Source organism: Arthrobacter sp. TJ-254 (genome assembly GCF_058269175.1).
Map to the genome: position 1 here is coordinate 170,435 of NZ_JBZCNF010000005.1, position 25,531 is coordinate 195,965.

Below are 25,531 nucleotides of genomic sequence, written 5' to 3' on the forward strand. Positions count from 1 at the left end.
ATGCCGAAAAAGGGAGGCAATACGAGCAGGCGCGTCGACGCCGTCCTGACCTACCCGAGAAGCCTGAACCCCTGAGATCGTGCGGCCCGCGTGCGACGAGCACTGCGGCCGGGCAGAGGTGTGCTCCTGTTATGCTCCCCCGCATGAGCAGCGACGATCACCTGGTCCGTGCGGTGAAGGACGTCCTATCCCACCGCCTCCACCCAGCCATCATCAATCACAGCTTGAGGGTCTTCGAATACGCGGTGGCAATCGCCGAGCATGAAGGATGTGTCGTCGATTCCCAATCCCTGCAGATAGCCGCACTGTTCCATGACGCCGGCACCGCGCAGGAATACGATGGGCCTCTCCGGTTCGAGATTGAAGGCGCTGACGCAGCCGCAGCTTTCCTTGCCACGGAGGGCTGGGAGACGTACCGCGTCGACGCTGTGTGGGAAGCGATCGCCCTTCACACCTCCCCGCAGATCGCCGAGCGGCGTGGGCCGCTCACCCGTTACCTCCGGCTCGGGGTCCGCACCGACTTCGGCGATGAGACCCTGATGCCTGACGCGGGCCGTCATCGATCCCAGGCCGAAGCGATGCATCCTCGACTTTTGATCGAGCAGGAACTGGGTGGTGCAGTGGTGACGCAGGCATTGCGGAACCCCGCCAAAGCACCGCCGGCCTCGTGGCCGGGCGCACTGCTGGAGGCTCATCTAGCCGACCCGGGCAGACCGGGTGTCAACCCTGCCTTCTGATCTCCTGCCGCTCCGCGGAGTTCCCGTCCGCAGGAGTGCCGCCGTGGTTCCACCGGTGTGCGGCGGATTCCCCGCGCCGTAGTCCGGCACGGAAGGCCTATCGAAGGGCTCCAGATCCCAGGTTCCACAGGCGCTCTGCGGCTTCCGGATCAAGCGCGTGCTGCGCCACCCCGGTGGTGCGGCCTGCCCCGTCGGCGACGGTCTCAGCTTCCTGGTTGTCCTCGAAGTAGCGCCCGCTGACTCCCTCGAGTGCGGGGTGAGCAGCCAGAAGGACCGAAGTTGCCGCCCCCTGCTGCGGCGTTTTGAAATGTGCTCCCTCGATGCGGTTTCCATCCTCGTCCATCGCACCCAAGGCACGAAGGGTTGCGTCGTCGAGGTGTCGCTGCAGATTGGTCGTGATCCAGCCGGGCATCAACGAGTTCGCCGTGATGCCGTCACCGCTCCACTGCTGGGTAATTCCTACGGCAAGGAGCACGTCGGCCGTCTTGGACTGCGCGTAAGCGCCCCATCGGTCATACTCCCGGCGACCGTAATGTGGGTCCTCAAAATCGAACGCCGAGCGCAGGTGCGCAGTGGAGCTGATGGTGACGACGCGTCCGGCTCCGGCCGCCCGAAGATGGGGATACAGCCCTACAGCCAGGGCGAAGTGGCCCAGGTAATTGGTTGCGAGCTGCAGCTCCCACCCGCCGAGGGTGACGTTCCGTTCCGGGAGAGCCATGATCCCGGCATTGGCAACCAACCCGTCGAGTGGCCCCTCCCACGCTTTCGTGAAAGCCGTGACCGAGCGCAGGTCAGCGAGGTCCACGGATTCAGCACGCGCTCCGCCTGCACCCGGGCGTTGGCTCAGGTCAGCCACGAGCTTGTCAGCTGATGCCGGGTTTCGGGTAGCAATGGTCACGTACGCACCCGCCCCGACCAGTGCGCGAACGGTCTCGGCCCCAATGCCGGACGCGCCGCCCGTCACCACGTAGTTCCGGCCCGACAGGTCGACTCCGGTGAGCACGTCCGCGGCGGTCGCGCGCGCATCAAAGGGAGTGGTCAATAGTTCTTTCATTGCAGTGCCTTTCCTGCACTCGATGCCTGATCGGAGCTGGTCACATCGAGCACGATGCCCCGAGAGTCGGTTCGACGTGTATCAAACAATTAAATGCTGGGCTATGGTTTCATATATGTCAAACAATCAGGGGTTCGTGCAGTCGGAGGCCTTCCCCGAGCCAACAAGCAGCGAGATCAAACTCATCTCGGTTTTGAAAGCCCTCGCGGACCCGGTCCGGCTACACATCGTGCAGCGCCTGGCAGACGGCAACTATCACCCCTGCAGCGTCGGTGAGTACGACCTCGACATTCACAAGTCGACACTGTCCCACCACTTCAAAACCCTTCGGGAAGCCGGGATCACCTCAACGGCTGTCAGCGGGCGCGAACACGCAGTGAAGCTGCGCAGTGAAGACCTGGACCGCCGCTTCCCGGGCGTCGTTCCCAGCATCCTTCGCGCCCACCAAGCAATCGCACGCTAACCCTCGGTCAATCCACTCCCCGAACCCTTGAAGACCCTGTCCGGGACTTATTGATGACGTTCCTACTCAGATCTTGAAAGCTCCCAATGGCCATCCACAACTCCCGCCGTGGAACGCCGTGGACTGGGACAACGACGCCGACTGGGACTGGCGCACGGCCAGCGAGGAGACTCCCGAACAGCTTTACGGACGATGGCGCGGCGCCGTGGTCCGCTCCCGCGCGCTGTTTGCCGAGGCGTTGACGGCCGGCGGTCCGGCACGCCGGGGCACATTCGCATCCGATCCCACCATTGAGCTTCCCAGCCTGCGCTACATCCTGCTCAACATGATTGAGGAGCATGCCCGCCACAACGGTCATGCTGACCTGATCCGCGAGTCGGTGGACGGGCTGGTCGGGCAGGATCCGCCGGATTAGAAACTGCCGCCAGGGCGGGGCCTTGATCTTCGCGCTCGGCAGCGGAATGGGGAGATTGAACAGAAACAAGCAGACTTGTTCTGGTGCGCACCGGCTGCAGCGGGCCATCCTTGTGTGATGGACACCACACCCGCAACCATCGCCGCCGACGTCGTCGTAATCGGTTTCGGCAAGGGCGGCAAGACCGCTGCGTCTACGCTCGGGCATCTCGGCAAGCGGGTCGTCTTGATCGAGAAATCCCCGCTGATGTACGGCGGAACGTGCCCGAATGTCGGCTGCGTGCCGACCAAGGCGCTCGTCTACCACGCGCACAATCGTCGGGAGGAGGACTCCGCCCGGGAGTGGTATCGCCGCTCGGTCACCACCGTGCACCAGCTCACCTCATCCTTCCGGGACGTGAACTACAACGTCCTCGACGCGCACGACTCCCTCACGATCCTCACCGGCAAAGGGACGTTCGTCGACCCGCACACCGTGAGCGTCGACGTTGACGGCCGCCAGGTCACCGTCACGGGGGACACAATCCTGATCAACACCGGTTCAGAGCCGATCGTCCCGGATATCGCGGGCATCCGGGACAGCGCCCACGTGATCACAAGCACCGACCTCATTCACAGGACCGATCTTCCCGCCCACCTCGTGATCATCGGCGGCGGATACCTGGGCCTTGAACTCGGCGCCGTGTACCGGACATTCGGTTCCGAAGTCACGATCCTCGAGATGACATCCCAGATCCTCCGCCGCGAAGACGACGACGTCGCCCAGGTCGCCATCGGCATTCTTGAGAACCAGGGCATCAACATCGTCACGAACACCAACGTGCTCGAGATCCGGGATGGCGTGGACGGCGCCGTCGTCACCTACGAACGCGATGGCAAGCGATACACGGTCGAAGCAGATGCCGTGCTCCCGGCGACTGGCCGGGCTCCGGCGACGGAGGGGCTCGGTCTCGACGCCGCTGGGGTGACCACCGCGCCCCGGGGTGCCGTCGTGGTCGACGGGCACCTCCGGACGAGCCAGCCGCACATTTTCGCGCTCGGTGACGTCAACGGCGGGCCCCAGTTCACCTACGTCTCGCTCGATGACGCCCGCATCGTGCTTGACCAACTGATCGGTGAGGGAAAGCGCAGCACCGCCGACCGCCACTCGGTCCCGCGCACCCTCTTCATCTCGCCGCCGCTCTCGACCGTCGGCCTCACCGAGAGGGAAGCGCGGGCTGCCGGCCACCGGATTAAGGTGGGGAGTCAAAATGTCGGTGAGATCTTCGCGATGCCGCGGGCCTACATCGTCGAAGAGATCCGAGGCATGATGAAATTCATCATTGACCTCGACACCGACCTGATTCTCGGTGCGGCATTGCTCAGCGTCGACTCGCAGGAAATCATCAACGTGGTTGCCCTCGCGATGCGCAGCGGAACCACGGCGACGCAGCTGCAGGAGTCCATCTACACGCACCCGAGTTCCACCGAGGCCCTCAATGACGTCATCGGAACCATAGTGCGCACCGACGCACGAGAGAACCCGGAGGCCGAAGCGGCGTAGGCGCGCTGGGCCGCCACATGGCAGGTCTTAGTTGGGGCTTGTAGCACTCGCAGGATCAGCGGAACTCCTGCAAATCCGCTCGCAGTGGACTTCTTCGCGCACCCGCTCTGATCGGTCAACGGCGCACCCGATAGCGCAGATGAAGCACCCGGCTGCCCTGAATCACCACGTCAGGTTCCTCCAACACCTGCTGCGCGTGGACCGGCCCAAAGTAGCGCTTGCCGGACCCGAACACGACGGGTACGACGTCCATGCGCACCTCGTCGACCAGGCCCGCGGCAAGCACCTGGCCACCGACGTCGCCGGCGGAGACCTCGACGATGCGGTCACCCGCAAGCTCCTGCGCCTTGGCCACGGCTGCTCGGACGCCGTCGACGAAGTGAAACGGCGCCTCCGGCTCCCAGCCCTCGGGCTCCGGCCGGTGCGTCACGACGACAACGTGGTCGATCCCTCCTGGGGGCTTCCCGCCCCAGCCGTCAGTCATGTCGAAGACGTGACGGCCGACGACAGTCGCCCCGATCTGGTCCCAGTACGGCCGGGTGTAGTCGTAGGACGCTTGTGAGACCTTCAACTCGCCGCTCTCGTCCAACGGCACGTCACCGCTGAGCAACCAGTCAAACAGCGGTCCGGGCTGGTCGTTCTCGTCTGCGATGAAGCCGTCTACCGACACCGAGCTGTACATGACTACCTTGCCCATTGGCGCTCCTCTGCTTGGGATGCCCTCAGGTTAGAGTTTCGCGGGCTGTCGCTCTTGTAAGAAATCAATCGGTCGGCAGCGGCCAGCTGTCCAGTACGTGGCCGGGATGTTCGCGCAGGAACCGCCGCCGGACTTCGACGTACCGTGTCGGTGTTAACCCGGTAAATGCCCGGAACTCGTGGCCGAAGTGGGCCTGATCGAAGTAGCCTGCGCTGCTGGCGAGGTCGGCCCAGTCGATCGGTTCGGCGGGGTTGATCGCGAACACGGTGGCGGCGAAGCGGTAGGTGCGGGCCAACCGCTTCGGCGTGACGCCGATGAGCGCCTTGAACCGCTGTGCCAGGTGAGTACTGCTGACACCGGCTGAAACCCTCAGGTCGTCGATAGCCACTGCCCCGCCGGTCGCAGCAATGATGCGGCTCGTATGGCGGACCAGCCCCAGGCCGGCCGCGTCGCCTAACCGTCGCATCAGCTCCTCCTCGAGCAGCGTCAGCATCTCGTGAGGTCCCTCGGCCGTAGCCAGCCGGTCTCGCAGCTCGGCGATGGCGGATCGACCCCAAATCTGCTCTACCGTCACCGGCCGGTCACACAGCTCGGCCGCGGGCATTGGCAGGAACGGCGCCAGCCCCCACGGCTTGAAGTGCACGCCGACGGACCGGGTCCGGGGTGGGTAGCCGAACTCCACCGCGCGGGTGGGCATCGTGACCACGCAGCCGTCGGCGTACTCGGCCGTCTCGATGTCGGTGCCGGCGCGGATGCGAAACGGCGCCCCGAGGTTGACGATGAGCAACGCCGCCGGCATCGGCGGCAGCGTCAGCCGGGCGTACGGCGGCGCACCTTCCAGGTAGTAAAGGTCGTCGATCAGCCCGTCCAGCGGCGGTCGCGGCACTCTGGACACGTACTCCACGCCCACAGTATCGCCGACGCCCCGCCCCGAGTACACCCTGCATTGTGAGAAGCCGAAGAAGGTGGACCAAAGCGATCGGAATCGGCAACCCGCCCTCGCAATTTCAGGAGGCAATTCCCATAACAGATGATGACTTGAACCGCACGGTACGGTTTGCGGTTCGGTTCGTTATGGCGCTTGCTTGGGAAGCGGCATCGACCGCCAGCGAAGGCAAGTGGTTTATGGAGCTCGACCCAGGAGGTGTAAGCACCTACAGGCCCGGCTCCCGCAAGAATTCAAGCGCCGATCGGTGAGTCGCACAGTCCAGCGCCAAGGCGGGGTTCGGGTTCAATAGGGTCTCCCACCGCGACCGATACGCAGGGCTCCCCTCGTGCTGTAGATAAACGTCCGCGGGGCTAGCGCCCGACGTGGGCGTGTTGCCGGCCAGCATCAGTGCGTCGTTCCCTTATTGCGCCTGAAGAAGTACCCGGCCAGAATCAGGCTCATGACCAGGAGCACCGTGTAGAGGCTTTTTAGGAATAGGCCGTCACCGATAAAGATCATGACGATCGAAACGATTGCCAGCAAACCATACAGAACAACCATCAACCGGTCTCCTCGTGCATGTGTCCCAGACCAATAGAACCGGAATATGTGAGAGTGCCCCTTCTACGCCGCAGGCCATGCCCGACCGCACCTGGGACCGCGGCGGGACCGCGAGGCACACTCACCGAATGGGTTGCGCAGGTGCGCCGGGACCAGCGTCGTCTACGAGTAGCGTCCCGTGAAAGTTGATCCGCGGTTGACCTCGGTGAACTCGAGACCGACAACTTCCCCGTCCTCCACGAGCCATCTCAGCTCATAACACGCTCGGTAGCTCGGCGGCCAAAAGGAACAAAACCGTCCCTTGTCATCGATGTACCACTCACCCAGCGTTGGCGACCCGTGCTCGATGTAGGTTGTCGCACCACTCGTATCGAAGGTCTGTGTGGCTCCGTCATCGTAGAGGAAGCCCCCGGCCGTGACCGCATCGGCGATCTCCTCTGCCTGCACCATTTCCCGATCCTTGATTGGCCGCTTCTTAGCAAAGTCCGACACCGAAACCTCCCTGATCCTGAGCCGCGGAGTATCTGCTCGGTTCACCCGGCCGGACACCAGTCAATTGCCGGCCAGAAGGGCACCTCGTAGCCAGTTTCCGCCTCGGGGCGGGGTTCAGCAAGTGCCACCCGCGGACCCTCTTTCCCGATGTGGGGGGCTCTGGTCGAGGACGAGTTCGATCTGCATGTCCTGCTTGCTTTCTACCCCGGTCCCCCGCCCGTCGACACCTGTAGAAGCAGGTTCTCCGAGGCCTCGGAAAGGACCGCTCAGGACGGTCCGGTCACTAAAAAACCCACCGGGCGGCCGGTGGGCTTGGTGGCTGAAAACGGGTGTCCTGGGCTCATCGCGACTCGAAGCGGATTGCGGCGCGGACGCGGGATGAGCGCGAGCCGATGCGGTTGGTCCTGCCGGTCTGGTGCTTTCGCGCCTTCTGGTCGGCGTGGACGCCGGCGGCGCCGGAGGCGGCAAATGCCGCGCGGCGGGAGACAAGCTCCGCGGGGAGGGCTAAACCGGACTTCCGGTTCTTGGGCTGTGCCATGCTCGTGCCTTTCGAGTGGGTTGGTGATTACACCCTCTCATGCGGGCGGCGCCCTCCTCCTTCGTCGCCGGTGGCCGCCCTAGTAGCTCAGCACTGCCCAAGACTGGCCGGTTTAGTCGTCGTACTGTCCGGTTGGTTTGGCTTGCTCCCTGAAGATCGGGCCGATGAGCTGGAAAGTGCCCGCTTCGCATGCCTGGGAGAGGGACCGTTCCTCCCTATCGAGGCGTGCCACCTCGGCGGCGGGATCCCCTCTTGTAAAGAGCTCATCCCTCCGGCTCGATGAATAGTTCCGAACAAAATAGCCGTTGCCATCCACCACTTCGTCTACGGTGAAGCCTGCTGCGGTCATTCTGGCGACGTACCGCCGGTACGCTTCCTCGTACTCCTCGCGGGTCACGTACCCCTTGGCGAGGACACCGGCCTCGAAATCGGAGAGCCTTTTGACCTTGAAGACCCTGGCGACCCCGGCATGCATAGGATTTTTCAGGGCGCGCGGGCTGTGTTCCGGAATCATCGGTTCTCCTCTGATGTGCTGCTGGGCAGGATGGTCAGTGTGTTCCGCGGCCGAGTTTGCTAGTAGCCCGACCCCCGGGCGGGAGTGCCGCCGGCGGACGCGGCGTCGGCGAACCAGTGAGCATCAAAGGCAGAGGGACTATGGCCCGTTCCCCCGTCGTCCGCATGCGGACCCCCTCAGGTGGCGACGGCCGATATCGGAACCTCTGCTGCGGAGCCTACCGCCCGGATGCTTCGGATGGTGGCCCGGTATCAGTTCGTCATCCAATCGTCACGCTTCCAGCCCTGCGGGGTCGGCCGGCTACTCGGGAGGTGGCGGAACATCGGATGCGGGTACGTCAGCGCCTGGCCACTATCAGACCCAGAAAACGGAGCGAGCCCGCGTCAGTAGGACGTCGACGGGAAGAAGAACGGGCGGAAATAACCGTGAGGACCGGAGTCAGCCGTCGGCGAGGAGAGCATCGGCACGGCGGGGCGAGAGACGGTGCAGGAGGATGAACGCTTTCGCTTTTCCTACGTGAATCTCCGACCGGTCAGCCCGCAATCCGGCAAGGATCTCGCGGGCGGCTTGCTCGGCGCTTATCTTGCCGGTGCCGCGGCCTGCGGTCATTGGCGTGTCGACCAGGGGCAGAACGACATCGACGGCCCTGACGGTGGGAGCATCCACGGCCAGCTGGTAGCGAAGGGCCTTCGTGAACGTGCGCAGCCCGGCCTTGGCCGCTCCGTAAACCGCTGCGCTGCGCTTGGGCGAAATAGCGAGGCCGGAGGTGATGTTCACGATTGCGGCATGCTGTGCCTGAATCAGGTGCGGCAGCGTCAGGGCGGTGAGCTTGATCGGAGCGACCAGATCGATGGTCAGCTCGTGGTCGATATCGGTGAGCATCTGGGGCGCCGGCCGGGTGGTCAGGTGATAGTTAAGTTGTATCCCGGCGTTGTTCACCAGCAGCGAGAGCCCACCTAACTGCTCCACCACGGTATCGACAATCCCCGGCAAATCCTCCGCGCGGGCAAGGTCAGCCGCCAGCGTGCGAAGGCCCGGAATGCGCGCCGCGGCGGCGTGGAGGCGTGCCTCGTCCCGGCCAACAATGAGCACATCACTGCCTGCCGCGACCAGTTGACGGGCCAGTTCCAGGCCCACCCCGGAGCCGCCACCGGTTACAAGCGCCTTGAACCCCTGGAGCTCCATGCGAGGTCCTCTCTCACACCGGACAGTGATGTTCTGTTGTGGGTGCGATGGCGACAGACAGCCGAGCGTGGTGGAAACACCACTAGCGCCCAAGACTAGGAGGGTACTAGCGGCGGGGGCAACTCTTCAGTCGAAAGCTCCTCACTTTTTGTGGGAGGTGCGGGACGAATTTCCGCGCCACCCATTGTGTTTATGCCTCTAGGATCGCTCCGACGGCGTTAGTCACTTCTCGGAGAGGTCAGTTGTCTGGGAACCATCAACTGAGCGATCGAGTTAACGCTTGAGCTGCTCCCTCCTCCGCTTGGCTGCAGCACCTCACCTCAATGAAAGGGCTGTGTGAACGTGAGCAGAATCGCCGTGCAGCGCTCTGGGAGCCGGTTTCGCCCGTCTCGGCCACTTCTGGGAATTCTCCTGCTCGGAATACTCGCGTCAGCCCTGGTGCTCCTCGGGCCCAGCCTGCTCAACAGCATGCGCGCCGGGGACGGCTCGTTGCTGGGAAGTTCGGAATGCACCGTCGAAACCGCCGATGGAGAAGTCGGGCTCAACCGTGAAGAGGCAAAGCTGGCCACAACGGCTGTGGCACTCCTGGCCCGCGGGATGGAGGCCCCGGACACATCCAGCATCGATGAAACGGCGCTGCAGCGGCTGGCCGACGGGCCTTCCGAAGACGCAGGTCCCAGCCTGACCTGCCGAGGCTCAGCCGCAAACGGCTTGCCCGAACAGCAGCTGACCGCCTCCGGGCTGACGCCCCGCGCCGAGCAGGTGCGCGAAGCCATGACCGAGGCGTTCGGCGACCAGAGTCTGGGCGGCTTTGCCCCAGGCGGCGTCGATCAAGGGCACGGAGGGGACTCGACCCACTACGACGGCCGGGCCATCGACATTTTCTTCCGGCCGGTGACCGAGGAGAACCGGCGTGAGGGGTGGATACTCGCTCACTGGCTGGTCGCCCATGCTGAGGACCTGAACATCCAGTACGTTATCTTCGACGATCAGTTCTGGAGCGCACACATCCCTCGCGGGCAGTGGCACGACTACGACGCACCCGAGCCCGGCAACGAGATCCTGCGTCACCTCGACCACGTGCACGTGGACGTGCTGGCCGGAGACATCGGCTGAGGAGCAGCTGAAGGCCCTGGTGAGGCCCGTCCTGCTTTCACAGCGACGGGCTTGGGCAGCGTCCGGGCGGATTCTGGAGGGTAGGGTCAGACGGTATTGTCCCGCGAAAGGAAAGGAACGCAGGGGTGCCATTTGTACTGTTCCGTCTGATCCGCCAGCTCGGGCGTGCGCGTTTCTGGGTCTTGCCGGCGTTCATCATCATCGCTGTGTTCCTCACCAGTTGGCCCCTCATGGTTTGGGCCGAACCATCCAGCAACTCAATCACTTCGGCAGAGAGCTACTGGTGGTGGTTCCTGGTCACCGCCGCCACGGTCGGATACGGCGATTTCTTTCCAACGACGGTCGGCGGTCGCCTCGTCGGGATCTATGTCATTGTCGGCGGCATCGTTACGTTGACCACCTTGTTCACCAGGATCGCCATGGCGATCGAGAATGCGAAGGGACAACGCATGAAGGGCAACCGGGATGTGAATATGTCGGACCACCTCGTGATCGTGGGCTATACGCCAGGGCGCACGGAGCGGCTGATACAGGAGATCACCGCTGACAATGCCCATGCGGTTGTCCTGTGTGCCGGGGAGGACGTGCGGGAGAATCCGATGCCCGAACAGCCCGATCTTGGCTTCGTCCGGGGTGATCTTGCCGAGGAAAGCGTGCTGCGCCGTGCCGGGGTGGACCGGGCCGCGCGCGTACTCATCGACGCCCGCGACGATAACGAAGCACTCGCCGTCACGGTGGCCGTCACGCATGTGAACCCCAAGGCTCACACGGTCGTCACGCTGCGCGATATGGGCCGCGCCCGCAGCTTCTCCTATGTCGACGCCAACGTCCGCTGCGTACAGTGGCACTCACCACGCCTGGCCACTGAAGAGCTGGAAGATCCCGGCATCGCCGTCGTCTACGCCGACCTCATGAGTCACGGCGGCCGGAACACGTACAGCACGCGGCTGCCTGAGGCGCTGCCGCGGGTGAACTTTGGACAGATCCAGGAGGCTTTGGGACGGAACTTCATCACCACGGTGCTCGCTGTCCAACACGAGGGGACAATCATTAACCCCGGTTGGGATACTGAGCTGCCCGTAAGCGCTGTCCTGTACTACGTCGGCGAGCGCAGGCTCTCCCACGAGGACATCGTCCACGCCCTCGCCCGCTGACCCGGCCCTCCCAGGACCTGTCGGGAGGTTCAGCACCGGAGCACCTATTTCTCCGGCGAGCACCCGGAATTCACGGAGCTTGCAGTCCGCAAGGCGCAGACGACGTCTAGAATCGCCCTGGTGGTCGCGGCTGCGTCCTCCCGGTCGGTGGTGATCAGCGACGCATGGGTGGATCCGTCGACGACGCGGTGCAGGCTGTTGGTCGACAGTGCTGCGAGGGCTTCCTGTGAAGCGGCCCAGCCGGGCTGGCTCCCCGTGCCTGCGGTCAGGACGAGCAGGGGCTTGTCGGTGAAGCTCCTCAGAGCGGCAGCCTGCTGTACCGAGGATCCCGCCTGCAGGTATTCGACTACCGTGCTGCCCAGATGGCCGGGCGTGGCCACTCCCAGCAGCCGGCCGAGACCGAGCCGCGCGGCGGCCGTGCTCAGGGCGGAGATCCGGCTCGTCGTGTCTTCGGAGCCTGGGCCTGTGGGAGGGGCCGGTTCTGCTTCCTGCTCCGATGCCGGTGCCGGTGCCGATGCCGGTGCCGGTGCCGTCGAGTCCACCAGGACCAGTCCGGCCACCTCCTCGGGATAACGGGCGGCAAAAGTGAGTGCGTAGAGGCCGCCGAATGAATGCCCGGCCAAGACGTACGGTCCGGGCTCGTTCCCGTGCTGCAGCAACGTGTGAAGGTCCGCCGCGACCTGCGCGCCGTCCTGGAGTTTGGGCGCCGGATCGCTCCACCCGCGGCCCGCCCGGTCGTAGACGCAGACCCGACGTCGATCACCTGACCCCGCGTCGGAGAGGCTGCCGCGTCCGTTGCTCCGCGCACGGTTTCGAGGCCGCCGGCCAGTGAACCCAGAACCAGCACCGCGAAGACCGGGTAGAGCAGGAAGCGCCCGCTCCGGCTGTGAAGCCGCCGATTGGCCTGGACGATCATCCAGACCGCCAGCCCCAGGAAGGTGGGGGGCCACACCCACGCGAGCACCCCGCGCATCGGGGAACCGAAGGCCACCAGGAGGAACCCGCCCAGTCCCATAAGGAGCGCCGGAACGAAGGCCCACTTTTGTGGTTGATCCGTAAGTCCCGCCGATAGCACCCCCACCAGGCCCCATCCCAGCGCAAGTCCTATCAGGATGGCGCCGGTGATTCCGCTCTCGGTTGCCGGAATGAACGGTGCGGCAGCCAGCAGCGCTGCAGCAAGCAACCCGGCAGCCAACGAGCCGGCCACAATCCACCCAATCGGTCCCCTCGGTAAGGGATCAGGGCCGGAGGAACCATCATGGCCCTCGGCTATGGGGCTCGTGGGAGTGGCAATCACCGGGGGGTCAATATCCTGCACATCGGAAGGTTGAAATTCGGACATCGGATAAGACTGCCAAGCCGGAGCAGCGGACGGGAGGGGTAAAAATGACCACCTTGAAAAGGATTCTGCAGCAATGGATTTCGTTGCTCCGTCCGTGGGTACAGTGGCCTCATGCACCGTGTCGTTGCCCTGGCCCTGCCTGAGGTCGTCGCGTTCGACCTTGCCATTCCGGCGCAGGTATTCGGCCACGAGGATGAGCGGCAGCTGTACTCCTTCGCGGTCTGCGCCGCAGAACCCGGCCTGGTCCGAACGACGACCGGTTACGCCATCCATGCCGCTGAAGGGCTCGAGGCCCTGCTTTCGGCTGACACCGTCCTGGTGCCCGGCTTCAGCCCGCTCGCCGACCCTCCCCGCGAGGTATCCCAAGCACTTCGGAACGCTTCGGCGAATGGTGCGAGGGTGGTATCCGTCTGCACGGGCGCTTTCGCACTGGCGGCCGCCGGGCTCCTCGACGGAAAGCGCGCGACAACCCATTGGAGAAACGCGGAACGTCTGCAAACCCTGTATCCGGCAGTCGCCGTCGATGCCGGTGTGCTGTACATCGACGAGGGCTCTGTTAGCACCAGCGCCGGCGTCGCGGCCGGAATCGACCTGTGCCTGCACCTTGTCCGCACCGACCACGGTACTGAAGCCGCCAACCGCATTGCCCGGCGGATGGTCGTGACCCCTCACCGCGAGGGCGGACAGACACAGTTCATCGAACGCCCCTTAGCTGCGCCTACGATCCACTTCGAAGAAACGTGTCGCTGGGCCATACAACATCTTGCCGAGCCACTGACAGTCATCGACATGGCCGTCCACGCGGCTGGGCGCCAAGCAGCTTCGCCCGGAAATTCCTGACCAAGACCGGAACGACTCCCTGCGCTGGCTGACAAGCCAGCGCATTGCCGAGGCATGCCGTCTGCTGGAAACAACCGACCTGACCGTACAGGCAGTTGCCGCCAGGACCGGTCTGGGCACGTCCGCCAACTTCCGGCTTCGCTTCATGCGCGAATTCAACACCACGCCCTCCAGTTACCACCGCCTCTACCAGGGTCGAACCCGGTCGGCGATGACGCAACGGCCGCATGGACGAGAGCTCCACCCGCAGCGCCGTTAACGAAGAACCTCCTGCCTCCTCACAGTTACGCCGAACTGCCTCTGGTTCCCCCGGGCAAGTCGTAGTAGACAGGGGGGCATGGCAAAGAGATCGGGAGTGGCACCACGGTTGGCGGAGGCCTTGGGAATTGTTCTTGGCATCCAGGAAATTCCGCTGAGGCTGCGGGCCTGGGACGGTTCAGAAGCGGGGCCCGCCGCTGCCCCCGTGATTGAGTTCCGTTCCCGGAGGGGACTGCGGCGAATGCTGTGGTCGCCCAATCAGCTCGGGCTAAGCCGTGCGTATGTGGCCGGAGACATTGACGGGCCCGGTGACCTCTTCGAGAGCTTTTCGGTGCTCAGCTCAGTGGGCAAATTCGCCGAACTGAAGGCTTTCCGCCCGCCCACCTTGGGCGAGCGTGTGAAACTGCTCCGTGCCGCCGTCCGGGTTGGTGCGCTGGGACTTCCGCCTGCCCCACCGCCAGAGGAAATGGACGTCGCCCGCTCGGGCCGGAAACACTCCAAGGAGCGCGACGCCGCGGCAATCTCCCACCATTACGACGTCGGCAATGACTTTTACGCGCTCGTGCTCGGTCCGTCGATGGTCTACTCCTGCGCTGTCTGGGCAGACGAAAAGGTCGGTTTGGACGCGGCACAGGAGGCAAAGCTTGACCTGGTCTGCCGCAAACTTGGCCTTCGACCCGGCATGCGGGTGCTCGACGTGGGGTGCGGCTGGGGCAGTTTCGCCCTGCACGCCGCAGAGAAGTACGGCGTCGACGTCGTGGGCGTCACGCTCTCGAAAGAGCAGGCGGCCCTCGGGCGGAAGCGGGCGGCCGACGGCGGCTTCGCCGACCGCATCGAAATCCGGGTTCAGGATTACCGCGATGTTCACGACGGTCCGTTCGACGCGATCAGCTCTATCGGCATGGCCGAACACGTCGGCCGAGAGCAGATCGGCAACTACGCGTCCCACCTGTACGGTCTTCTGCGTCCCGGCGGGCGGCTGCTCAACCACGCCATTTCATGGAACGCCGGTGAGATGCCGCCGGATCCCGACTCCTTTATCCCCCGCTATGTCTTTCCTGACGGTGAAATGCTCAGCCTCGCGGTTATGCTCGGAGCCCTGGAATCGGCCGGGCTGGAAGTGCTCGACGTGGAAGCGCTGCGCCGGCACTACGGGCTGACGCTTCGGGCCTGGGTGCACAACCTTGAAAAGAACTGGGATGAGGCGGTCCGCCTCACGAGCGAAGGTCGGGCCCGGGTGTGGCGGTTGTACATGGCAACGAGCGCACTCGGGTTCGAGCGGGGACTGAACGGCGTCAACCAGGTGCTGGTGCAGCGTCCCGGAGGAGAGGAGCCGCCATTGCGGCTCCGGGAATGGATCTAGGCCGGCTTGCCGGGTTTCGCGCCCCGGACCGTGAGCCATCAGACTGTGCTCATGGACTGGACGCGTGTGAAGGACTGGCTGATCGGTGCTACTGGGATGGTCCTCGCCCTGGGGGTCACAGTTGTGATCCTTTGGTGGGTGGTAAGTGACCCTGCCGGTGGGGGCGCGGCGGGGCCGATGCCGTCGTCGACGGTGGGCGCTGGGCGTCCGCCGGGCATACAGCCTCCCGCCGACCTGCGCGATGACGAAGTGTGGCTCGCCGACCTTGAACTAGACGCCGGGACAGTGGTTTCCGCGGGCTCGACGCTCCGCGACGTCCGGGCCGTCGGGCGGGACGTTGTCACGGGGCCGGACGGGCTGGTCGCCGCGCGGCTCGCCGTAGACGCGACCGTGCCGTTCGAGGACGTCGCCGACGAACTTGGTGGCGGAGCCGTGGTCCGCGCCGCGGACGGCGGCCAGGCCATGGTGCTTCGCACCGTCGAGGCCCTGGGCCGCGAACTTCGCGTCACCGCGACCGGCACAGTCGAGGTCGAGTCGGGCAGGCTCGTTGTCGAGCCGCGCTCGATCGACTTTGGCGGGCCGGACTTTCTCTCCGACGCCACCGCCGCCGTCGTGCGCGGGCTAGTGACCATTGAGCACGACATTGAAGGCCTGCCCGAGGGCCTCGTGCTCCGGGACGTCGCCGTCCAGGACGACGGCTTCCGTGCCAACCTCCGGGGCGAGGACGTCATGCTGGTCCCTTAACATCAAGCGTCCGTCCGGCTCCATCGCGCAATCAGCTCGAACGGACGCCAATCCCCGTCGACGGACTGCCCGCCACCGTATACTCGGAGCATGCCGATCACGCACCTTTACCGTCGCCTCCACGACCAGCAGTCCGCGCTCGAGCAGTGCGGGAGCGACCTGTGAGCGGCGGTCTAGTCGCTCTGCTAGACGACGTCGCAGCCCTCGCCCGCATAGCGGCCGCCTCGGTGGACGACGTCGCTGCCGGGGCCGCCAAGGCCGGGACCAAGGCCGCCGGCGTGGTGATCGACGACGCCGCCGTCACCCCGCAGTATGTGTCCGGGGCGGACCCGTCCCGCGAGCTGCCTATGATCAAGCGGATCTTCTGGGGCTCGCTCCGGAACAAGCTGCTGATCATCCTGCCGGCACTGCTGCTCATCAGCGCCTTCATCCCGTGGATCATCCCGTTCATCCTCATGGCGGGCGGCACCTACCTCTGCTACGAGGGTGCCGAAAAGGTCTGGCACAAGGTCCGCGGCCACCACGCAGCAGACAAAGAGGCGCCGGCGGTCGAACGGGGCCCGGAGGCGGAGACCAAGGTCATCAAGGGCGCCATCACCACCGACTTCATCCTGTCCTGCGAGATCATGGTCATCTCACTGAACGAAGTGGCCAGTGACTCCTTGTGGGCCCGGGCGCTCATCCTGGTTGTCGTGGCGATCGTGATCACAGTGCTCGTGTACGGCGCCGTGGGGCTCATCGTCAAGATGGACGACATCGGCCTGCACCTGACCACCAAAGACTCGGCGGGCTCCAAGCGCTTCGGCGAGCTGCTCGTCAAGGGCATGCCCGCCGTGCTGGCCGCGATCACCTTCATCGGGACGATCGCCATGCTGTGGGTTGGCGGTCACATCATGCTGCAGGGGGCGTACGACCTCGGCTGGCACGCGCCGTATGACCTGGTCCACGTCCTCGAGCATCCCTTTGCCGGAATCGCGGTGGTGGGCAGCTTCCTCGCCTGGCTCGTGAACACTCTGTGCTCGGCCGTCCTCGGACTCGCCTGGGGCCTCGTCGTCATGGCTATCGTGCACCCGCTGGTGAAAGTGCTGCCGTTCGGCAAGAAGAACGGCGGGCACGAAGAGGGCGATGTCCGCGCCGCGATCGCCGGCTATCGGCCGGAGAAACATGGTTCCGACCCCGCCTCCTAGGCTCGCTGGGGACCGGAACTGGTACTGATTCCAACCGTGAGGGCGGGGGATTCCTTGGATCTACTGGCTGGCCTAAGCCGCGACGAACTACGTGTCTTTTGCTGGGTCGCGCCCACCGTCTTCGCGCTCGTGGCCGGCGTGTGGCGTCCGCGCAGGCTTCACTGGACTGCGCTCGGTGCGGTCCTGCTCTTCGCGGCCCTCAACGCGGGTGCCGGTATCTATGTCCTGAACCATTTCCGTGATTCGCGCTGGTCTGCAGAGGGAGAACGGCCGCTGAGCGCTCCGTCATTTTCCGAGACGCCGGTCGTTGGGCAGTTCCTGGGGCCCCTGGACTCCACTCTCAACGAGGTGGTCGGTGGGGTGAACGAGTTCCGCGTATTCAAGCAGGCACTTCCCACAGCGCTTGAGTTCTTTGCCGGGTCCGGCTGGGCCCTGCTTGTGGCTTTTCCGCTTGCCATTCTCGCCGCCGGTGTCAGTTTCGCCGTGGCCAGACGTCGAAAGGCGGACTTCGAAAGATACCGGGCCACCGTTGACCAGCTGAGAGTGGAGCTTGAGCAGGTCAAGCGCCAGATTTCTGCAGGCAATTCGATCGACACGGTGCCGACTGCACAAACCGAGGACACTGATCTGCGGCCCGGACTGACACGCAGAGGATAATTCGGGCCGGTATCGTACTAGCGTTGGTCCAACTAATCCAGTGAGTTGGCAACCCGGAGTGCACCCAGTCGGGCACGGCGCGAGCGTTTCACCAGTCGACCGTGCCAGGGACGGCACTGGTCGGGACGGCCGGATTGCGTTCGATTCGACGCCGGACGGCCGCTCACCGTTGGTAGGATCATTCGAATTCAACCGAAGGAGAGCCGTGACTGCCGACGACCCCTCCCCGGAGGACTCGAAATACCTCACTGAGATGGGGATGACCGAGGTCGAGCCAGGGCGCTGGGTCAGCGCGCCCGCGGCGGGCTCACCCGATATGCAAGAGTTTCTCGACAACATGAGTCCCGCCGAGCGGGAGCAGTTGGACCTGCTGATGCGTGATGGCCGCGTACAAAACAAGGTGCGGATGCAGCAACCGGGCGAGGCCACAACCGTGTCGGTCCAGCCCGTTCCCAATGAAATCGGTGCAGCTCCCGGCGACGCCCAGCTGGCTGTTTACGCAGCGATCCGCGAAGACAGCGTCGGCATACTCGAATCACTTGACCCCGCGGCGGTCAACGACATGCTTGACGAGACCATGAACCGCTACCCGCAGTTGCTGCCCCCTGACGGCATTGCCGCTGCACTCCGGCAGATGGGCATCAAGTGCCGGACCGTGGACCTGAATCCCTACGTCGACCGGCGAGCATTGCCCCCTGAGGTTCCTGGCTTCCGGATTGCGTTGTTCGAGTTCCCTTCCGGCACGCACCGCTGGGTGCGCACCTAGTTAGTGCTCGATGCGGCCACTATTGGGATGGTGCTGGTTTTGGCTGTACTTGCTCGCGGGCGGCCGCTTGTTCGGTGCGCCCCTTTGCGACTTTCGCGTCGTCGTCCTGGATGTTTCCCGCGATCTCGATGACCGCGCCTTTGATCTCCCGCGCTATTGCTGATGCTTTTTCCGGCATGGAAAAGCCCTGCTCTTGGGTGTCACCAGGCAGTGGTGGTTTCATTTCAGGGGGGTGGGCGGTGGACAGACCGGCGTGTTGGACGCAGAGGCGCCCCACTTCCCGGGCATAGGCGTGCATGACTGAATGCGCTGCTCCGTTAATTTCCTGTGATCGGGCTGAGTGCATGAGGGACGTGAGCTTATCGATCCAGTCCCGGGGGCAGACGGCGTCGTGCTCACCCCGGACAATTAGGGTGTCGGCATTAACCCGCTGGGCGGTCTGGTCGATGCGGTAGTTCATCATCTGGGGTAGGACGAGGAAGAACCAGGAGAATCCGCAGGACAGGTAGGCGGCGACGGCGAGGAACTTCACCCGCAGCGATTCGTGCCAGCTGGCTCGTGCGAACCGCACTGCTTGGGTGAAGATCCGGTTCGCTTCCGGGTCGATGACGGGACTGATCAAGACCAAGGTGCTCAGGTCGGGGCGACGGGCAGCGAGATCCACGGCAATCTGCGTTCCCATGGAATGCCCGACGATCACGGGGTCCTGAAGGTTCGTTTCAATGAGGACACGTTCGACAATGTCCGCATAGTCATGGATGGACAGGGCTTTCCCTCCATGAGGGACACCGCCGAAGCCAGGGAGGTCCAGGGCGTAAACCGGACCGTATTCTTTCAGGTGCGGTGCGAGCTGCTCAAAATAGTGGGACGACACTCCGATGCCCGCAATCAGGAGGAACGCACGCGTTCCGGGGGTGCGCACCGAACTGACCCTCGCCCAGACCGTGCCTGCATGCACGCGGTCAACATGGACTTTATCGTGTTCCTGGGGGTTCATTACCTGTCCTCCCGGCGCATCAACGCAGTCGCGCTTGGTGATGGTTTTCCATCCTAGGGGCATGGGGATGGTTGGAGTTGTGAGGTTGTCTGCGGTGAGGTGCAGGAGGGTGGAGCGTCGATCACCTTGCCCGTCATGTGGACACCCTGGTGGGAGCAAGCTGGGATGGATCCGGAAGCCAAGTGCTCGTGATGGGCCCCGACGAGTCCTCGAAACCAGTTCAGCTCCTTCATTTCCGGAACGTTGTGCCACGGTTGCCCGCCGGTCCGCCCAGGGATCGTGACGCGGGTTTCCCGGGCGGACCCGCTCAATGATCAGCTTTTGGTGGCCACTGCTAGGGCGTCGGCGTAGTACGGGGTGTCGACCATGACGGCGTACCGGGCGGCTTTAATGCTCTTGACGCTGCTGAAGTCCCGTCCGCCGCGGGTTGCCCAGTGGGTTACGAACCCGAAGACCGCCCCCCAGAACGCGGCGAAGACGGCGCTGCCGAGGATGACGGTCAGCCAGATCACTCCGGGGGCGAAGATGCCCAGGAGCAGGCCGAAGAGCAGGCCGAACCAGGCGCCTCCCGCCGCTCCGACCAGGGCTGCCCTGCCCTTGGTCATGCGCCCGGTGACCTGTTCCTCGGTGCGGATGTCCAGGCCGACGATGCGCACGTGCTCGACCGGAAACTTGCTGTCCGAAAGGCTGTCGACGAGCCGCTGGGCCTGCGCGTAGTCCGTGAACTCGCGCAGCACAGCCGATGCTCCATTGACGGGCTGGTCCTGGATTCCAGCACTGGATGTAGGGAAAGTGGAGGTATTGGAGGCCGGGGCCGGGGAGGAAAAGTGCGACATGGCGGTGCCTTTCTGTTCGAATGATTGATGTGGTTGGTAAAACCATACTATCCGCGTTTAGTTTGGTTGGCAATACCAAATATCGGGTATGCTGGTTTCATGGAACCTGAGCAGATGAGCACGAGCGCAGACGCGGAGGAGCAGACTCCCGGGGTGCAGGTGCGGCACGGATTTGCGCAGCTGGCCCATTGGGCGAGCCGGCCCGATGTGCGCCGCTATTTGTACGGGTCCGCTGGCGTCAGGCTGTCCCCGGCGGATGCCGGACTGCTTGAATTCCTCACCAAGAACGGACCGACGCGGATCTCTGACCTCGCGGCTACCCAGGGGGTGGATAAATCGACGATGACCCCGCAGGTCCGCCGCCTTGAGGACAGGGGGTTCATCGTCCGGGAGCCCGACCCCACGGATCGACGGGCCACGCTGCTGAGCACCTCCCCCGCCGGCCTGGAGGTCCAACAGCGCATCGGTGCGGCCGGGGCGGCCGTCTTGGATGACGTCCTCTCCAGCTGGTCAAAGGAGGACCGGGAAGCCCTCGGATCCCTGATGGTCCGGTTCGCTGATCAACTCGCCCAACACCGGTCCCTGGACCAGGAGGACAGCCCCGCCCATGCCGAAAAGGAGGATGACCGTGCCACGCTCTGAACTGGAAGGCAGATTCGAGGCAATCATTGCCGCCATCACCGCCGGTGACCTCAACGCCCTCGACCCGCTCATCAGGTATGACATCACCGACCACAGCTTCATTCTCGGCCAGAGCGGTGGGCTGCGAGGCATCAAGTACTGGGCAAAAACCCTCCGCAGCGCGATGCCGGATCTGACCGCCACGGTGCAGGACACCGTCAGCGGGACAGACAAAATCGCAGCGCGCGTCCGCTGGGCGGGCACCCACACCGGCGATCTGCCCGGCGCCCCGGCAACATACTCGTACCTGGAGTTCGAGTCTTTTTACATCCTGCATTTCTCCGACGGAATGGCGGTGGACTGGTGGGATGGATCCGACACCCGGGAAGCGCTGCGCAGCCTCTCCCGGCGGGCCCGGCTCCTTGAAGCGAAAAGCATCATCAACCGTTCCTCGCCAAGGCCATACCACCAGCGCTCCCCGAGGCCGCCTCAGGGTGCGAGGCGGCGCCCGCTTTCCCGGGTGTGAGCACATCGCGGGCCCAGATGAGAATCGGCTATCGGGCGGCGGGGTTGCGCCGGAAGCGCTGGAACCGGGCCATGACCTGTTCCCGGGTCAGTTCATGGCGTCGGGCGTGCTTTTTGATTTCCCACGGGTAGTAGTACGGCTGCCAGGGAATGTTGTCGTCTGTCCACTGCCGGCCCACGAGGTACCGGACGAGGCTGTTGAAAAACGCCACTACCGGTACCGCGAAGAGGGCCCCGGCGATGCCGAAGAGGATGGAGCCGGCGGCCACCGAGAGGAATACTGCCAGCGGGTGCAGGGACACGGCTTTGCCCAGGAGCAGCGGCTGCAGGACATTGCTCTCGAGTTGCTGGACGAGCAGCACCACCGCGAGCATCAGCAACGCGGTCGTCGTCCCGTTGGCGACCAGCGCCACCAACACCGCCATCGCCCCCGTGACGACCGCCCCGACGATGGGAATGAACGCGCCCAGGAACACGAGGATGCCGATCGGCAGGGCCAGGGGCACCCCCAGGAGGGCCGCGCCAAGTCCGATCCCCACGGCGTCGACGGCGGCTACCAGGCTTTGGGCCCGGGCGTACTGCACCAGGGCGGTCCAGCCGTGCCGGCCTGCACCATTGATTGCCGGTTGGGCGCCTTGGGGAAACAGGCGGACCAGGAACAGCCAGATCCGTTCCCCGTCCAGGAGGAAGAACAGCAGGGTGAAGAGCAGAATCACAAGGCCTGTGACGATGCTGCCTGCGGTAGAGCCGAAGGACACGGCCCCGGACAAGATGGCCTCACTGTTGTTCTGGATCGTGGCGCCCACGTCGTTGATCCAGTCGTCAATACTGTCCGCGCTGAGGCCGAGCGGCCCATCTTCAAGCCAGCCCAGCAGTTGCCGGGTACCGTCCACCACACTGTCTGACAACTGCGCGAAGCCGTACACGATCTGCCGCCCCGCCACCACCAGCAACCCCACCACGAAGCCGATCAGGCCCAGCAGGACGATCGGTGCAGCGAAGCCATTGGGTATGTGTTTGCTGCGCAGCCACCTCACCAGGGGAAAAAGCAGGCCGGCCAGCAGGCCCGCGATGAGAACCGGAATGATGACCACTGTGAGCGTCGAGAGCAGGTATCCCAACAGCCCCGCGGCGGTAAGGATGATGATCAACCGCCATGACCATGCAGCGGCCACCCGCACCGGCATGCTCACCCGCTCTGCGGGACCCCCCGGCAGCGGGACAGGGTTTCGATCGGGCTTCGGGCCGTTGGAACGCCCGGCGCCGGGCGATGTCGAAGACATGGCATCATTCTGGCATGACAGCCCATCACCTTCACCGGCTGCCCCGAGGGTTCAGCGGTGGTCAAGGTCGTCCTGGGCACACCGGAATCCGATGTGCGTCGTGGCGGTGTCGCGGTCCTGAGGCTGCCGCGCGGCGGGGCGGTAGCGCAGGCAGTACTCCGGGGCGCAAAGGTGGGATCCGCCCTTGACCACGAAGCGATCGCGGGGGTGTGTCGGGCCGGTGTGCGGCGTGCGGGGATTGGAAGGCACGCAGCATGGGGAGCCGGTCTGCGGGTGGCGGTTGGTCCACCGGTCGGCCGTCCACTCCCAGACGTTGCCGATCAGGTCCAAGGCTCCGTAGGGATTGGTCGGATAGGTGCCCACCGGGGAGGTTGTGGGCCATCCGTCCTCGCCGGTGTTCCAGTAGGGAAACGGTCCCTGCCAGGTGTTGGCCAGATGTTTGCCGTCCGGGCACCGCTGGTCGCCCCAGGCATAGGACGTGTTAGCGGTTCCCCCGCGGGAGGCGAACTCGTGCTCGGCTTCGGTAGGCAGGCGTCGTCCCGCCCAGGCCGCGTACGCGGCGGCGTCATCCAGGGACACCTGGGTGACAGGGTGGTCGGACCGGTCGTGGAGGGCGTTGGCGACGGATCCCTCGGGGCGCCGCCAGGAGGCCCCCGGCACCCAGGACCACCACCGTGAGGGATCGCGCAGGGGCACTGGTCCCCCGGTGCCGGTGAAGACGAGCGCGCCGGGCACCAGCAGCCGCGGGTGAACCCCGGGGTAGTCCTGCGGATCCGGAGCCCGCTCGGCCACGGTGAGATATCCGGTGTCCTCAATGAACCGCGCGAACTGCTCCACGGTCACGGGAGCACGGTCCAGCAGGAAGGAGGAGACGCCCACGGTGTGGACGGGCCGTTCCTCCGGATAGAAATCCTCTGAGCCCATCGAAAAGGTGCCGCCGGGAATCCGGACCATCCCTGGCGGGACTGTGGAAGCTGAGGGGCTCAGAATGCGTCTCCATTCCGTGGCGCGGCCGCGGGACCGGGCTTGGTGGGCTGACCTCCGCCCGATGCTACCGACTCGATGTCCTCGCGCCGGTAGCGGACCTCCCGGGTCCCGAACAGATGCAGGTCGAAAGGGGGCCCGTCCCCACCCAATTCGGTGTCGATGAGGTACACAAGCTTCTCAAGCATCGACCCGACCAGTTGCTCGTCGTAGTCGGGGTGTGAGGGATCCCCAATGTTCTGCAGCTCGCCGGGGTCGTTGAGCAGGTCGTAGAGGGCCACGTCGGAGGTGGCGTGCAACTGCTGAACCGTGCGTGGGGTGCCGTACCGGGTGGGGGAAAACCAGCGCACGAGCTTGTGCCGTCCGTCGGAGACTGCACGGAAAAAGGTGCGTTTGTCCATGTCCGGGGCACCATACTTCCTGCCGGCTGCGAGGCAGTCCTCAAGTGTCTTGGCCGGCCCGTCGCCCAGCTGGGACAACTCACCCAGAGCGCCTTGGATGGCCCATTCCGGATCCAGCATGTTGAGCCCATCCCAGCTGGTCAGCGCACCGTCACCTGGAATGGAGGCGGAGCCGCGCGGTGGCTCCGCCCACCCGGGAGCCTCGAACAAGTGCCGCAGGTTCCGGCCCTTCAACGCCGGATAGCGCTCACGGAGCCCGGTTCCATCCAGTCCGGCCCACGACAGGAAGGTCGTGGCCAGATCCAGGTGGGAGCCGACGGCGTCGGAGTGGATCCCGCGGGGCCCGTGCGGCGAAACCACCGTCATGTTCACGATCGAGGCCTCCTGGAAGGGGATGGCTCCCTTCTGTGCCATCCCGTGCGCTCCGTTCATTTCGCCGTGGTCGGAGGTGAGCACCACCACGGTGTTGCGCCACAGGTCCTGGCGGTCCAATTCCTCCAGAATCTTCTGGAATTCAACATCGACCATGCGCAGGCAGTTGATGAGGTAGTTCCTCCTGACCTTCCAGAGGTCCTGCCGACCGGTCGGGATCCGGCCGTAGTTCCACTCGGTGTTGCGCTTGTATGAGCGCACCCCAAAGGGTTGGGCGTCCAGGTCATCGTGGAAATTGGCGGGAAGTTCGACGTCGTATTTGCGCATAAAGCCCAGATCCTGCGGCCCGTGGGTCAGCGGAGCGATCGTGCCGTTGGCGTGGGCATGCTCCTCCTCGCCCGCACGCAGGAACATGATGTCATGGGGGTTCACCATTGAGGAGATCAGCAACCAGGGCCGGTCCTGCGGGCGCTTGTGGCGCAGCCAGTCGACGGTTTCGAAGGCAACCGCGCCGTCGAGCATTTCACCGTGCAGCGGGGCGCCCCAGTTATCTCCCCAGGACTGGTAGTCCGAGAAACCGTAGTCCTCCAACGCCTCCGCGGAGTGCTCCGGGTGGGACAGGTGCCATTTGCCTTTAAACGCGGTGTAGTAACCCTGCTCCCGCATCATCGTGCCCACCGTGGGGATATCCGGGTCCAGCACATCGGTCCACGCGAAGTTCGTGTTGTCCCACAAACCGACGTTCTTGGCGTGCTGCCCCGTCCACATGGTGGCCCGGGACGGGGTGCACTGCGGCACCGTGCAGTACTGGCTGCCCAGGCTCACCCCGGCCCCCACAAGCCGCTGGATCGCCGGCAGTTCCACCCCCGGGGGCAGGTCCATGTGCACGTCCCACTGGTCCATGCACAGCGCTAGGATGTTCGGTCGTTCGTCGCGGCCAACGCTCACGGTTGCGTCCT

Annotated in this window: 29 protein-coding genes; 15 read left to right on the plus strand and 14 right to left on the minus strand. The window is 64.8% G+C overall.

Features of this window, described 5'->3' with window-relative positions; all coding sequences use genetic code 11:
• Positions 1–143: 143 nt before the first annotated feature.
• Positions 144–737 carry an HD domain-containing protein gene (locus AC4D14_RS15125; RefSeq protein ID WP_490903695.1) on the plus strand — a complete coding sequence of 198 codons (594 nt, stop codon included), beginning with the start codon at positions 144–146 and terminating at the stop codon, positions 735–737.
• Positions 738–834: 97 nt separating this feature from the next.
• Here the strand turns inward: AC4D14_RS15125 and AC4D14_RS15130 are convergent, their stop codons facing one another.
• Positions 835–1,791 (minus strand): SDR family NAD(P)-dependent oxidoreductase, encoded by a 957-nt coding sequence (locus AC4D14_RS15130; RefSeq protein WP_490903480.1) that lies wholly within the window; start codon positions 1,789–1,791, stop codon positions 835–837.
• A 115-nt stretch (positions 1,792–1,906) separates the two neighbouring features.
• Between AC4D14_RS15130 and AC4D14_RS15135 the strand changes: the two genes are divergently transcribed.
• The 3 genes from AC4D14_RS15135 (at position 1,907) to AC4D14_RS15145 (ending at position 4,211) form a co-directional block, all read left to right on the plus strand.
• Entirely contained in the window at positions 1,907–2,254 is a 348-nt protein-coding gene (locus tag AC4D14_RS15135) for an ArsR/SmtB family transcription factor (RefSeq protein WP_490903481.1), read from the plus strand.
• A 73-nt stretch (positions 2,255–2,327) separates the two neighbouring features.
• On the plus strand, positions 2,328–2,669 hold the full coding sequence (locus AC4D14_RS15140; RefSeq protein ID WP_490903482.1) for a mycothiol transferase: 342 nt from the start codon (positions 2,328–2,330) through the stop codon (positions 2,667–2,669).
• 117 nt (positions 2,670–2,786) lie between these two features.
• The gene (locus AC4D14_RS15145) at positions 2,787–4,211 is read left to right on the plus strand and encodes a dihydrolipoyl dehydrogenase family protein (RefSeq protein ID WP_490903483.1); all 1,425 of its coding nucleotides are present in this window, start codon (positions 2,787–2,789) and stop codon (positions 4,209–4,211) included.
• Between the two features lie 115 nt (positions 4,212–4,326).
• Here AC4D14_RS15145 and AC4D14_RS15150 read toward each other — a convergent pair whose 3' ends face one another.
• From AC4D14_RS15150 to AC4D14_RS15180, 7 genes are all read right to left on the minus strand, one after another.
• Entirely contained in the window at positions 4,327–4,908 is a 582-nt protein-coding gene (locus tag AC4D14_RS15150) for a dihydrofolate reductase family protein (protein WP_490903484.1), read from the minus strand.
• Positions 4,909–4,972: 64 nt separating this feature from the next.
• Positions 4,973–5,812, minus strand: a complete 840-nt coding sequence (locus AC4D14_RS15155) for a helix-turn-helix domain-containing protein (protein WP_490903485.1) — start codon at positions 5,810–5,812, stop codon at positions 4,973–4,975.
• Between the two features lie 429 nt (positions 5,813–6,241).
• Complete coding sequence (locus tag AC4D14_RS15160; protein WP_490903486.1) at positions 6,242–6,397, minus strand: hypothetical protein; 156 nt, start codon at positions 6,395–6,397, stop codon at positions 6,242–6,244.
• Positions 6,398–6,559: 162 nt separating this feature from the next.
• On the minus strand, positions 6,560–6,847 hold the full coding sequence (locus AC4D14_RS15165; RefSeq protein ID WP_490903487.1) for a hypothetical protein: 288 nt from the start codon (positions 6,845–6,847) through the stop codon (positions 6,560–6,562).
• 382 nt (positions 6,848–7,229) lie between these two features.
• Positions 7,230–7,427, minus strand: coding sequence for a hypothetical protein (locus AC4D14_RS15170; RefSeq protein WP_490903488.1), 198 nt, complete (start codon positions 7,425–7,427; stop codon positions 7,230–7,232).
• A 112-nt stretch (positions 7,428–7,539) separates the two neighbouring features.
• On the minus strand, positions 7,540–7,941 hold the full coding sequence (locus AC4D14_RS15175) for a hypothetical protein (protein ID WP_490903489.1): 402 nt from the start codon (positions 7,939–7,941) through the stop codon (positions 7,540–7,542).
• Positions 7,942–8,379: 438 nt separating this feature from the next.
• The gene (locus AC4D14_RS15180) at positions 8,380–9,126 is read right to left on the minus strand and encodes an SDR family oxidoreductase (protein ID WP_490903490.1); all 747 of its coding nucleotides are present in this window, start codon (positions 9,124–9,126) and stop codon (positions 8,380–8,382) included.
• 438 nt (positions 9,127–9,564) lie between these two features.
• On the opposite strand from AC4D14_RS15180, the gene AC4D14_RS15185 reads away from it, so the two are divergent.
• Both AC4D14_RS15185 and AC4D14_RS15190 read left to right on the plus strand, forming a co-directional pair.
• A complete protein-coding gene (locus AC4D14_RS15185; RefSeq protein WP_490903491.1) occupies positions 9,565–10,242 on the plus strand; it encodes a VldE C-terminal domain-containing protein in 678 nt (225 codons plus the stop codon).
• Between the two features lie 125 nt (positions 10,243–10,367).
• Positions 10,368–11,396 carry an ion channel gene (locus tag AC4D14_RS15190; RefSeq protein ID WP_490903492.1) on the plus strand — a complete coding sequence of 343 codons (1,029 nt, stop codon included), beginning with the start codon at positions 10,368–10,370 and terminating at the stop codon, positions 11,394–11,396.
• A gap of 44 nt (positions 11,397–11,440) precedes the next feature.
• Here AC4D14_RS15190 and AC4D14_RS15195 read toward each other — a convergent pair whose 3' ends face one another.
• A complete protein-coding gene (locus AC4D14_RS15195; RefSeq protein WP_490903493.1) occupies positions 11,441–12,487 on the minus strand; it encodes an alpha/beta fold hydrolase in 1,047 nt (348 codons plus the stop codon).
• Positions 12,488–12,849: 362 nt separating this feature from the next.
• Here AC4D14_RS15195 and AC4D14_RS15200 point away from each other — a divergent pair, with 362 nt between their 5' ends.
• The 7 genes from AC4D14_RS15200 (at position 12,850) to AC4D14_RS15230 (ending at position 18,553) form a co-directional block, all read left to right on the plus strand.
• On the plus strand, positions 12,850–13,578 hold the full coding sequence (locus AC4D14_RS15200; protein WP_490903494.1) for a DJ-1/PfpI family protein: 729 nt from the start codon (positions 12,850–12,852) through the stop codon (positions 13,576–13,578).
• A 79-nt stretch (positions 13,579–13,657) separates the two neighbouring features.
• Complete coding sequence (locus AC4D14_RS15205; protein WP_490903696.1) at positions 13,658–13,837, plus strand: hypothetical protein; 180 nt, start codon at positions 13,658–13,660, stop codon at positions 13,835–13,837.
• Between the two features lie 78 nt (positions 13,838–13,915).
• Positions 13,916–15,199: a class I SAM-dependent methyltransferase gene (locus AC4D14_RS15210; RefSeq protein ID WP_490903495.1), complete on the plus strand. Its 1,284-nt coding sequence runs from the start codon at positions 13,916–13,918 to the stop codon at positions 15,197–15,199.
• Between the two features lie 51 nt (positions 15,200–15,250).
• Entirely contained in the window at positions 15,251–15,943 is a 693-nt protein-coding gene (locus tag AC4D14_RS15215) for an LmeA family phospholipid-binding protein (RefSeq protein WP_490903496.1), read from the plus strand.
• A 161-nt stretch (positions 15,944–16,104) separates the two neighbouring features.
• Entirely contained in the window at positions 16,105–17,130 is a 1,026-nt protein-coding gene (locus AC4D14_RS15220) for a DUF808 domain-containing protein (RefSeq protein WP_490903497.1), read from the plus strand.
• 54 nt (positions 17,131–17,184) lie between these two features.
• A complete protein-coding gene (locus AC4D14_RS15225) occupies positions 17,185–17,787 on the plus strand; it encodes a hypothetical protein (RefSeq protein ID WP_490903498.1) in 603 nt (200 codons plus the stop codon).
• Between the two features lie 205 nt (positions 17,788–17,992).
• Positions 17,993–18,553, plus strand: coding sequence for a hypothetical protein (locus tag AC4D14_RS15230; protein ID WP_490903499.1), 561 nt, complete (start codon positions 17,993–17,995; stop codon positions 18,551–18,553).
• Positions 18,554–18,572: 19 nt separating this feature from the next.
• Here AC4D14_RS15230 and AC4D14_RS15235 read toward each other — a convergent pair whose 3' ends face one another.
• Positions 18,573–19,550, minus strand: coding sequence for an alpha/beta fold hydrolase (locus AC4D14_RS15235; protein WP_490903500.1), 978 nt, complete (start codon positions 19,548–19,550; stop codon positions 18,573–18,575).
• A 314-nt stretch (positions 19,551–19,864) separates the two neighbouring features.
• Positions 19,865–20,386: a general stress protein gene (locus AC4D14_RS15240; RefSeq protein ID WP_490903501.1), complete on the minus strand. Its 522-nt coding sequence runs from the start codon at positions 20,384–20,386 to the stop codon at positions 19,865–19,867.
• A gap of 99 nt (positions 20,387–20,485) precedes the next feature.
• Here AC4D14_RS15240 and AC4D14_RS15245 point away from each other — a divergent pair, with 99 nt between their 5' ends.
• Positions 20,486–21,028 (plus strand): MarR family winged helix-turn-helix transcriptional regulator, encoded by a 543-nt coding sequence (locus tag AC4D14_RS15245; protein ID WP_490903502.1) that lies wholly within the window; start codon positions 20,486–20,488, stop codon positions 21,026–21,028.
• Positions 21,015–21,533 (plus strand): ester cyclase, encoded by a 519-nt coding sequence (locus AC4D14_RS15250; protein WP_490903503.1) that lies wholly within the window; start codon positions 21,015–21,017, stop codon positions 21,531–21,533. The genes AC4D14_RS15245 and AC4D14_RS15250 overlap by 14 nt, the downstream gene beginning before the upstream one ends.
• 28 nt (positions 21,534–21,561) lie before the next feature.
• Here the strand turns inward: AC4D14_RS15250 and AC4D14_RS15255 are convergent, their stop codons facing one another.
• From AC4D14_RS15255 to AC4D14_RS15265, 3 genes are read right to left on the minus strand one after another with little or no spacing between them, the layout of a single operon-like run.
• A complete protein-coding gene (locus AC4D14_RS15255; RefSeq protein ID WP_490903504.1) occupies positions 21,562–22,815 on the minus strand; it encodes an AI-2E family transporter in 1,254 nt (417 codons plus the stop codon).
• A 51-nt stretch (positions 22,816–22,866) separates the two neighbouring features.
• Positions 22,867–23,865 (minus strand): formylglycine-generating enzyme family protein, encoded by a 999-nt coding sequence (locus AC4D14_RS15260; protein WP_490903697.1) that lies wholly within the window; start codon positions 23,863–23,865, stop codon positions 22,867–22,869.
• The gene (locus AC4D14_RS15265; RefSeq protein WP_490903505.1) at positions 23,799–25,520 is read right to left on the minus strand and encodes a sulfatase-like hydrolase/transferase; all 1,722 of its coding nucleotides are present in this window, start codon (positions 25,518–25,520) and stop codon (positions 23,799–23,801) included. The genes AC4D14_RS15260 and AC4D14_RS15265 overlap by 67 nt, the downstream gene beginning before the upstream one ends.
• Positions 25,521–25,531: the final 11 nt, after the last annotated feature.

Excerpts from the sequence above, each read along its gene's own strand:
- AC4D14_RS15125 (WP_490903695.1), top strand. The coding sequence starts at position 144 with ATGAGCAGCGACGATCACCTGGTCCGTGCGGTGAAGGACGTCCTATCC.
- AC4D14_RS15130 (WP_490903480.1), bottom strand. The coding sequence starts at position 1,791 with ATGAAAGAACTATTGACCACTCCCTTTGATGCGCGCGCGACCGCCGCG.
- AC4D14_RS15135 (WP_490903481.1), top strand. The coding sequence starts at position 1,907 with ATGTCAAACAATCAGGGGTTCGTGCAGTCGGAGGCCTTCCCCGAGCCA.
- AC4D14_RS15145 (WP_490903483.1), top strand. The coding sequence starts at position 2,787 with ATGGACACCACACCCGCAACCATCGCCGCCGACGTCGTCGTAATCGGT.
- AC4D14_RS15150 (WP_490903484.1), bottom strand. The coding sequence starts at position 4,908 with ATGGGCAAGGTAGTCATGTACAGCTCGGTGTCGGTAGACGGCTTCATC.
- AC4D14_RS15160 (WP_490903486.1), bottom strand. The coding sequence starts at position 6,397 with ATGGTTGTTCTGTATGGTTTGCTGGCAATCGTTTCGATCGTCATGATC.
- AC4D14_RS15165 (WP_490903487.1), bottom strand. The coding sequence starts at position 6,847 with ATGGTGCAGGCAGAGGAGATCGCCGATGCGGTCACGGCCGGGGGCTTC.
- AC4D14_RS15170 (WP_490903488.1), bottom strand. The coding sequence starts at position 7,427 with ATGGCACAGCCCAAGAACCGGAAGTCCGGTTTAGCCCTCCCCGCGGAG.
- AC4D14_RS15175 (WP_490903489.1), bottom strand. The coding sequence starts at position 7,941 with ATGATTCCGGAACACAGCCCGCGCGCCCTGAAAAATCCTATGCATGCC.
- AC4D14_RS15180 (WP_490903490.1), bottom strand. The coding sequence starts at position 9,126 with ATGGAGCTCCAGGGGTTCAAGGCGCTTGTAACCGGTGGCGGCTCCGGG.
- AC4D14_RS15195 (WP_490903493.1), bottom strand. The coding sequence starts at position 12,487 with ATGGGGCCTGGTGGGGGTGCTATCGGCGGGACTTACGGATCAACCACA.
- AC4D14_RS15200 (WP_490903494.1), top strand. The coding sequence starts at position 12,850 with ATGCACCGTGTCGTTGCCCTGGCCCTGCCTGAGGTCGTCGCGTTCGAC.
- AC4D14_RS15210 (WP_490903495.1), top strand. The coding sequence starts at position 13,916 with ATGGCAAAGAGATCGGGAGTGGCACCACGGTTGGCGGAGGCCTTGGGA.
- AC4D14_RS15215 (WP_490903496.1), top strand. The coding sequence starts at position 15,251 with ATGGACTGGACGCGTGTGAAGGACTGGCTGATCGGTGCTACTGGGATG.
- AC4D14_RS15235 (WP_490903500.1), bottom strand. The coding sequence starts at position 19,550 with ATGAACCCCCAGGAACACGATAAAGTCCATGTTGACCGCGTGCATGCA.
- AC4D14_RS15240 (WP_490903501.1), bottom strand. The coding sequence starts at position 20,386 with ATGTCGCACTTTTCCTCCCCGGCCCCGGCCTCCAATACCTCCACTTTC.
- AC4D14_RS15245 (WP_490903502.1), top strand. The coding sequence starts at position 20,486 with ATGGAACCTGAGCAGATGAGCACGAGCGCAGACGCGGAGGAGCAGACT.
- AC4D14_RS15255 (WP_490903504.1), bottom strand. The coding sequence starts at position 22,815 with ATGTCTTCGACATCGCCCGGCGCCGGGCGTTCCAACGGCCCGAAGCCC.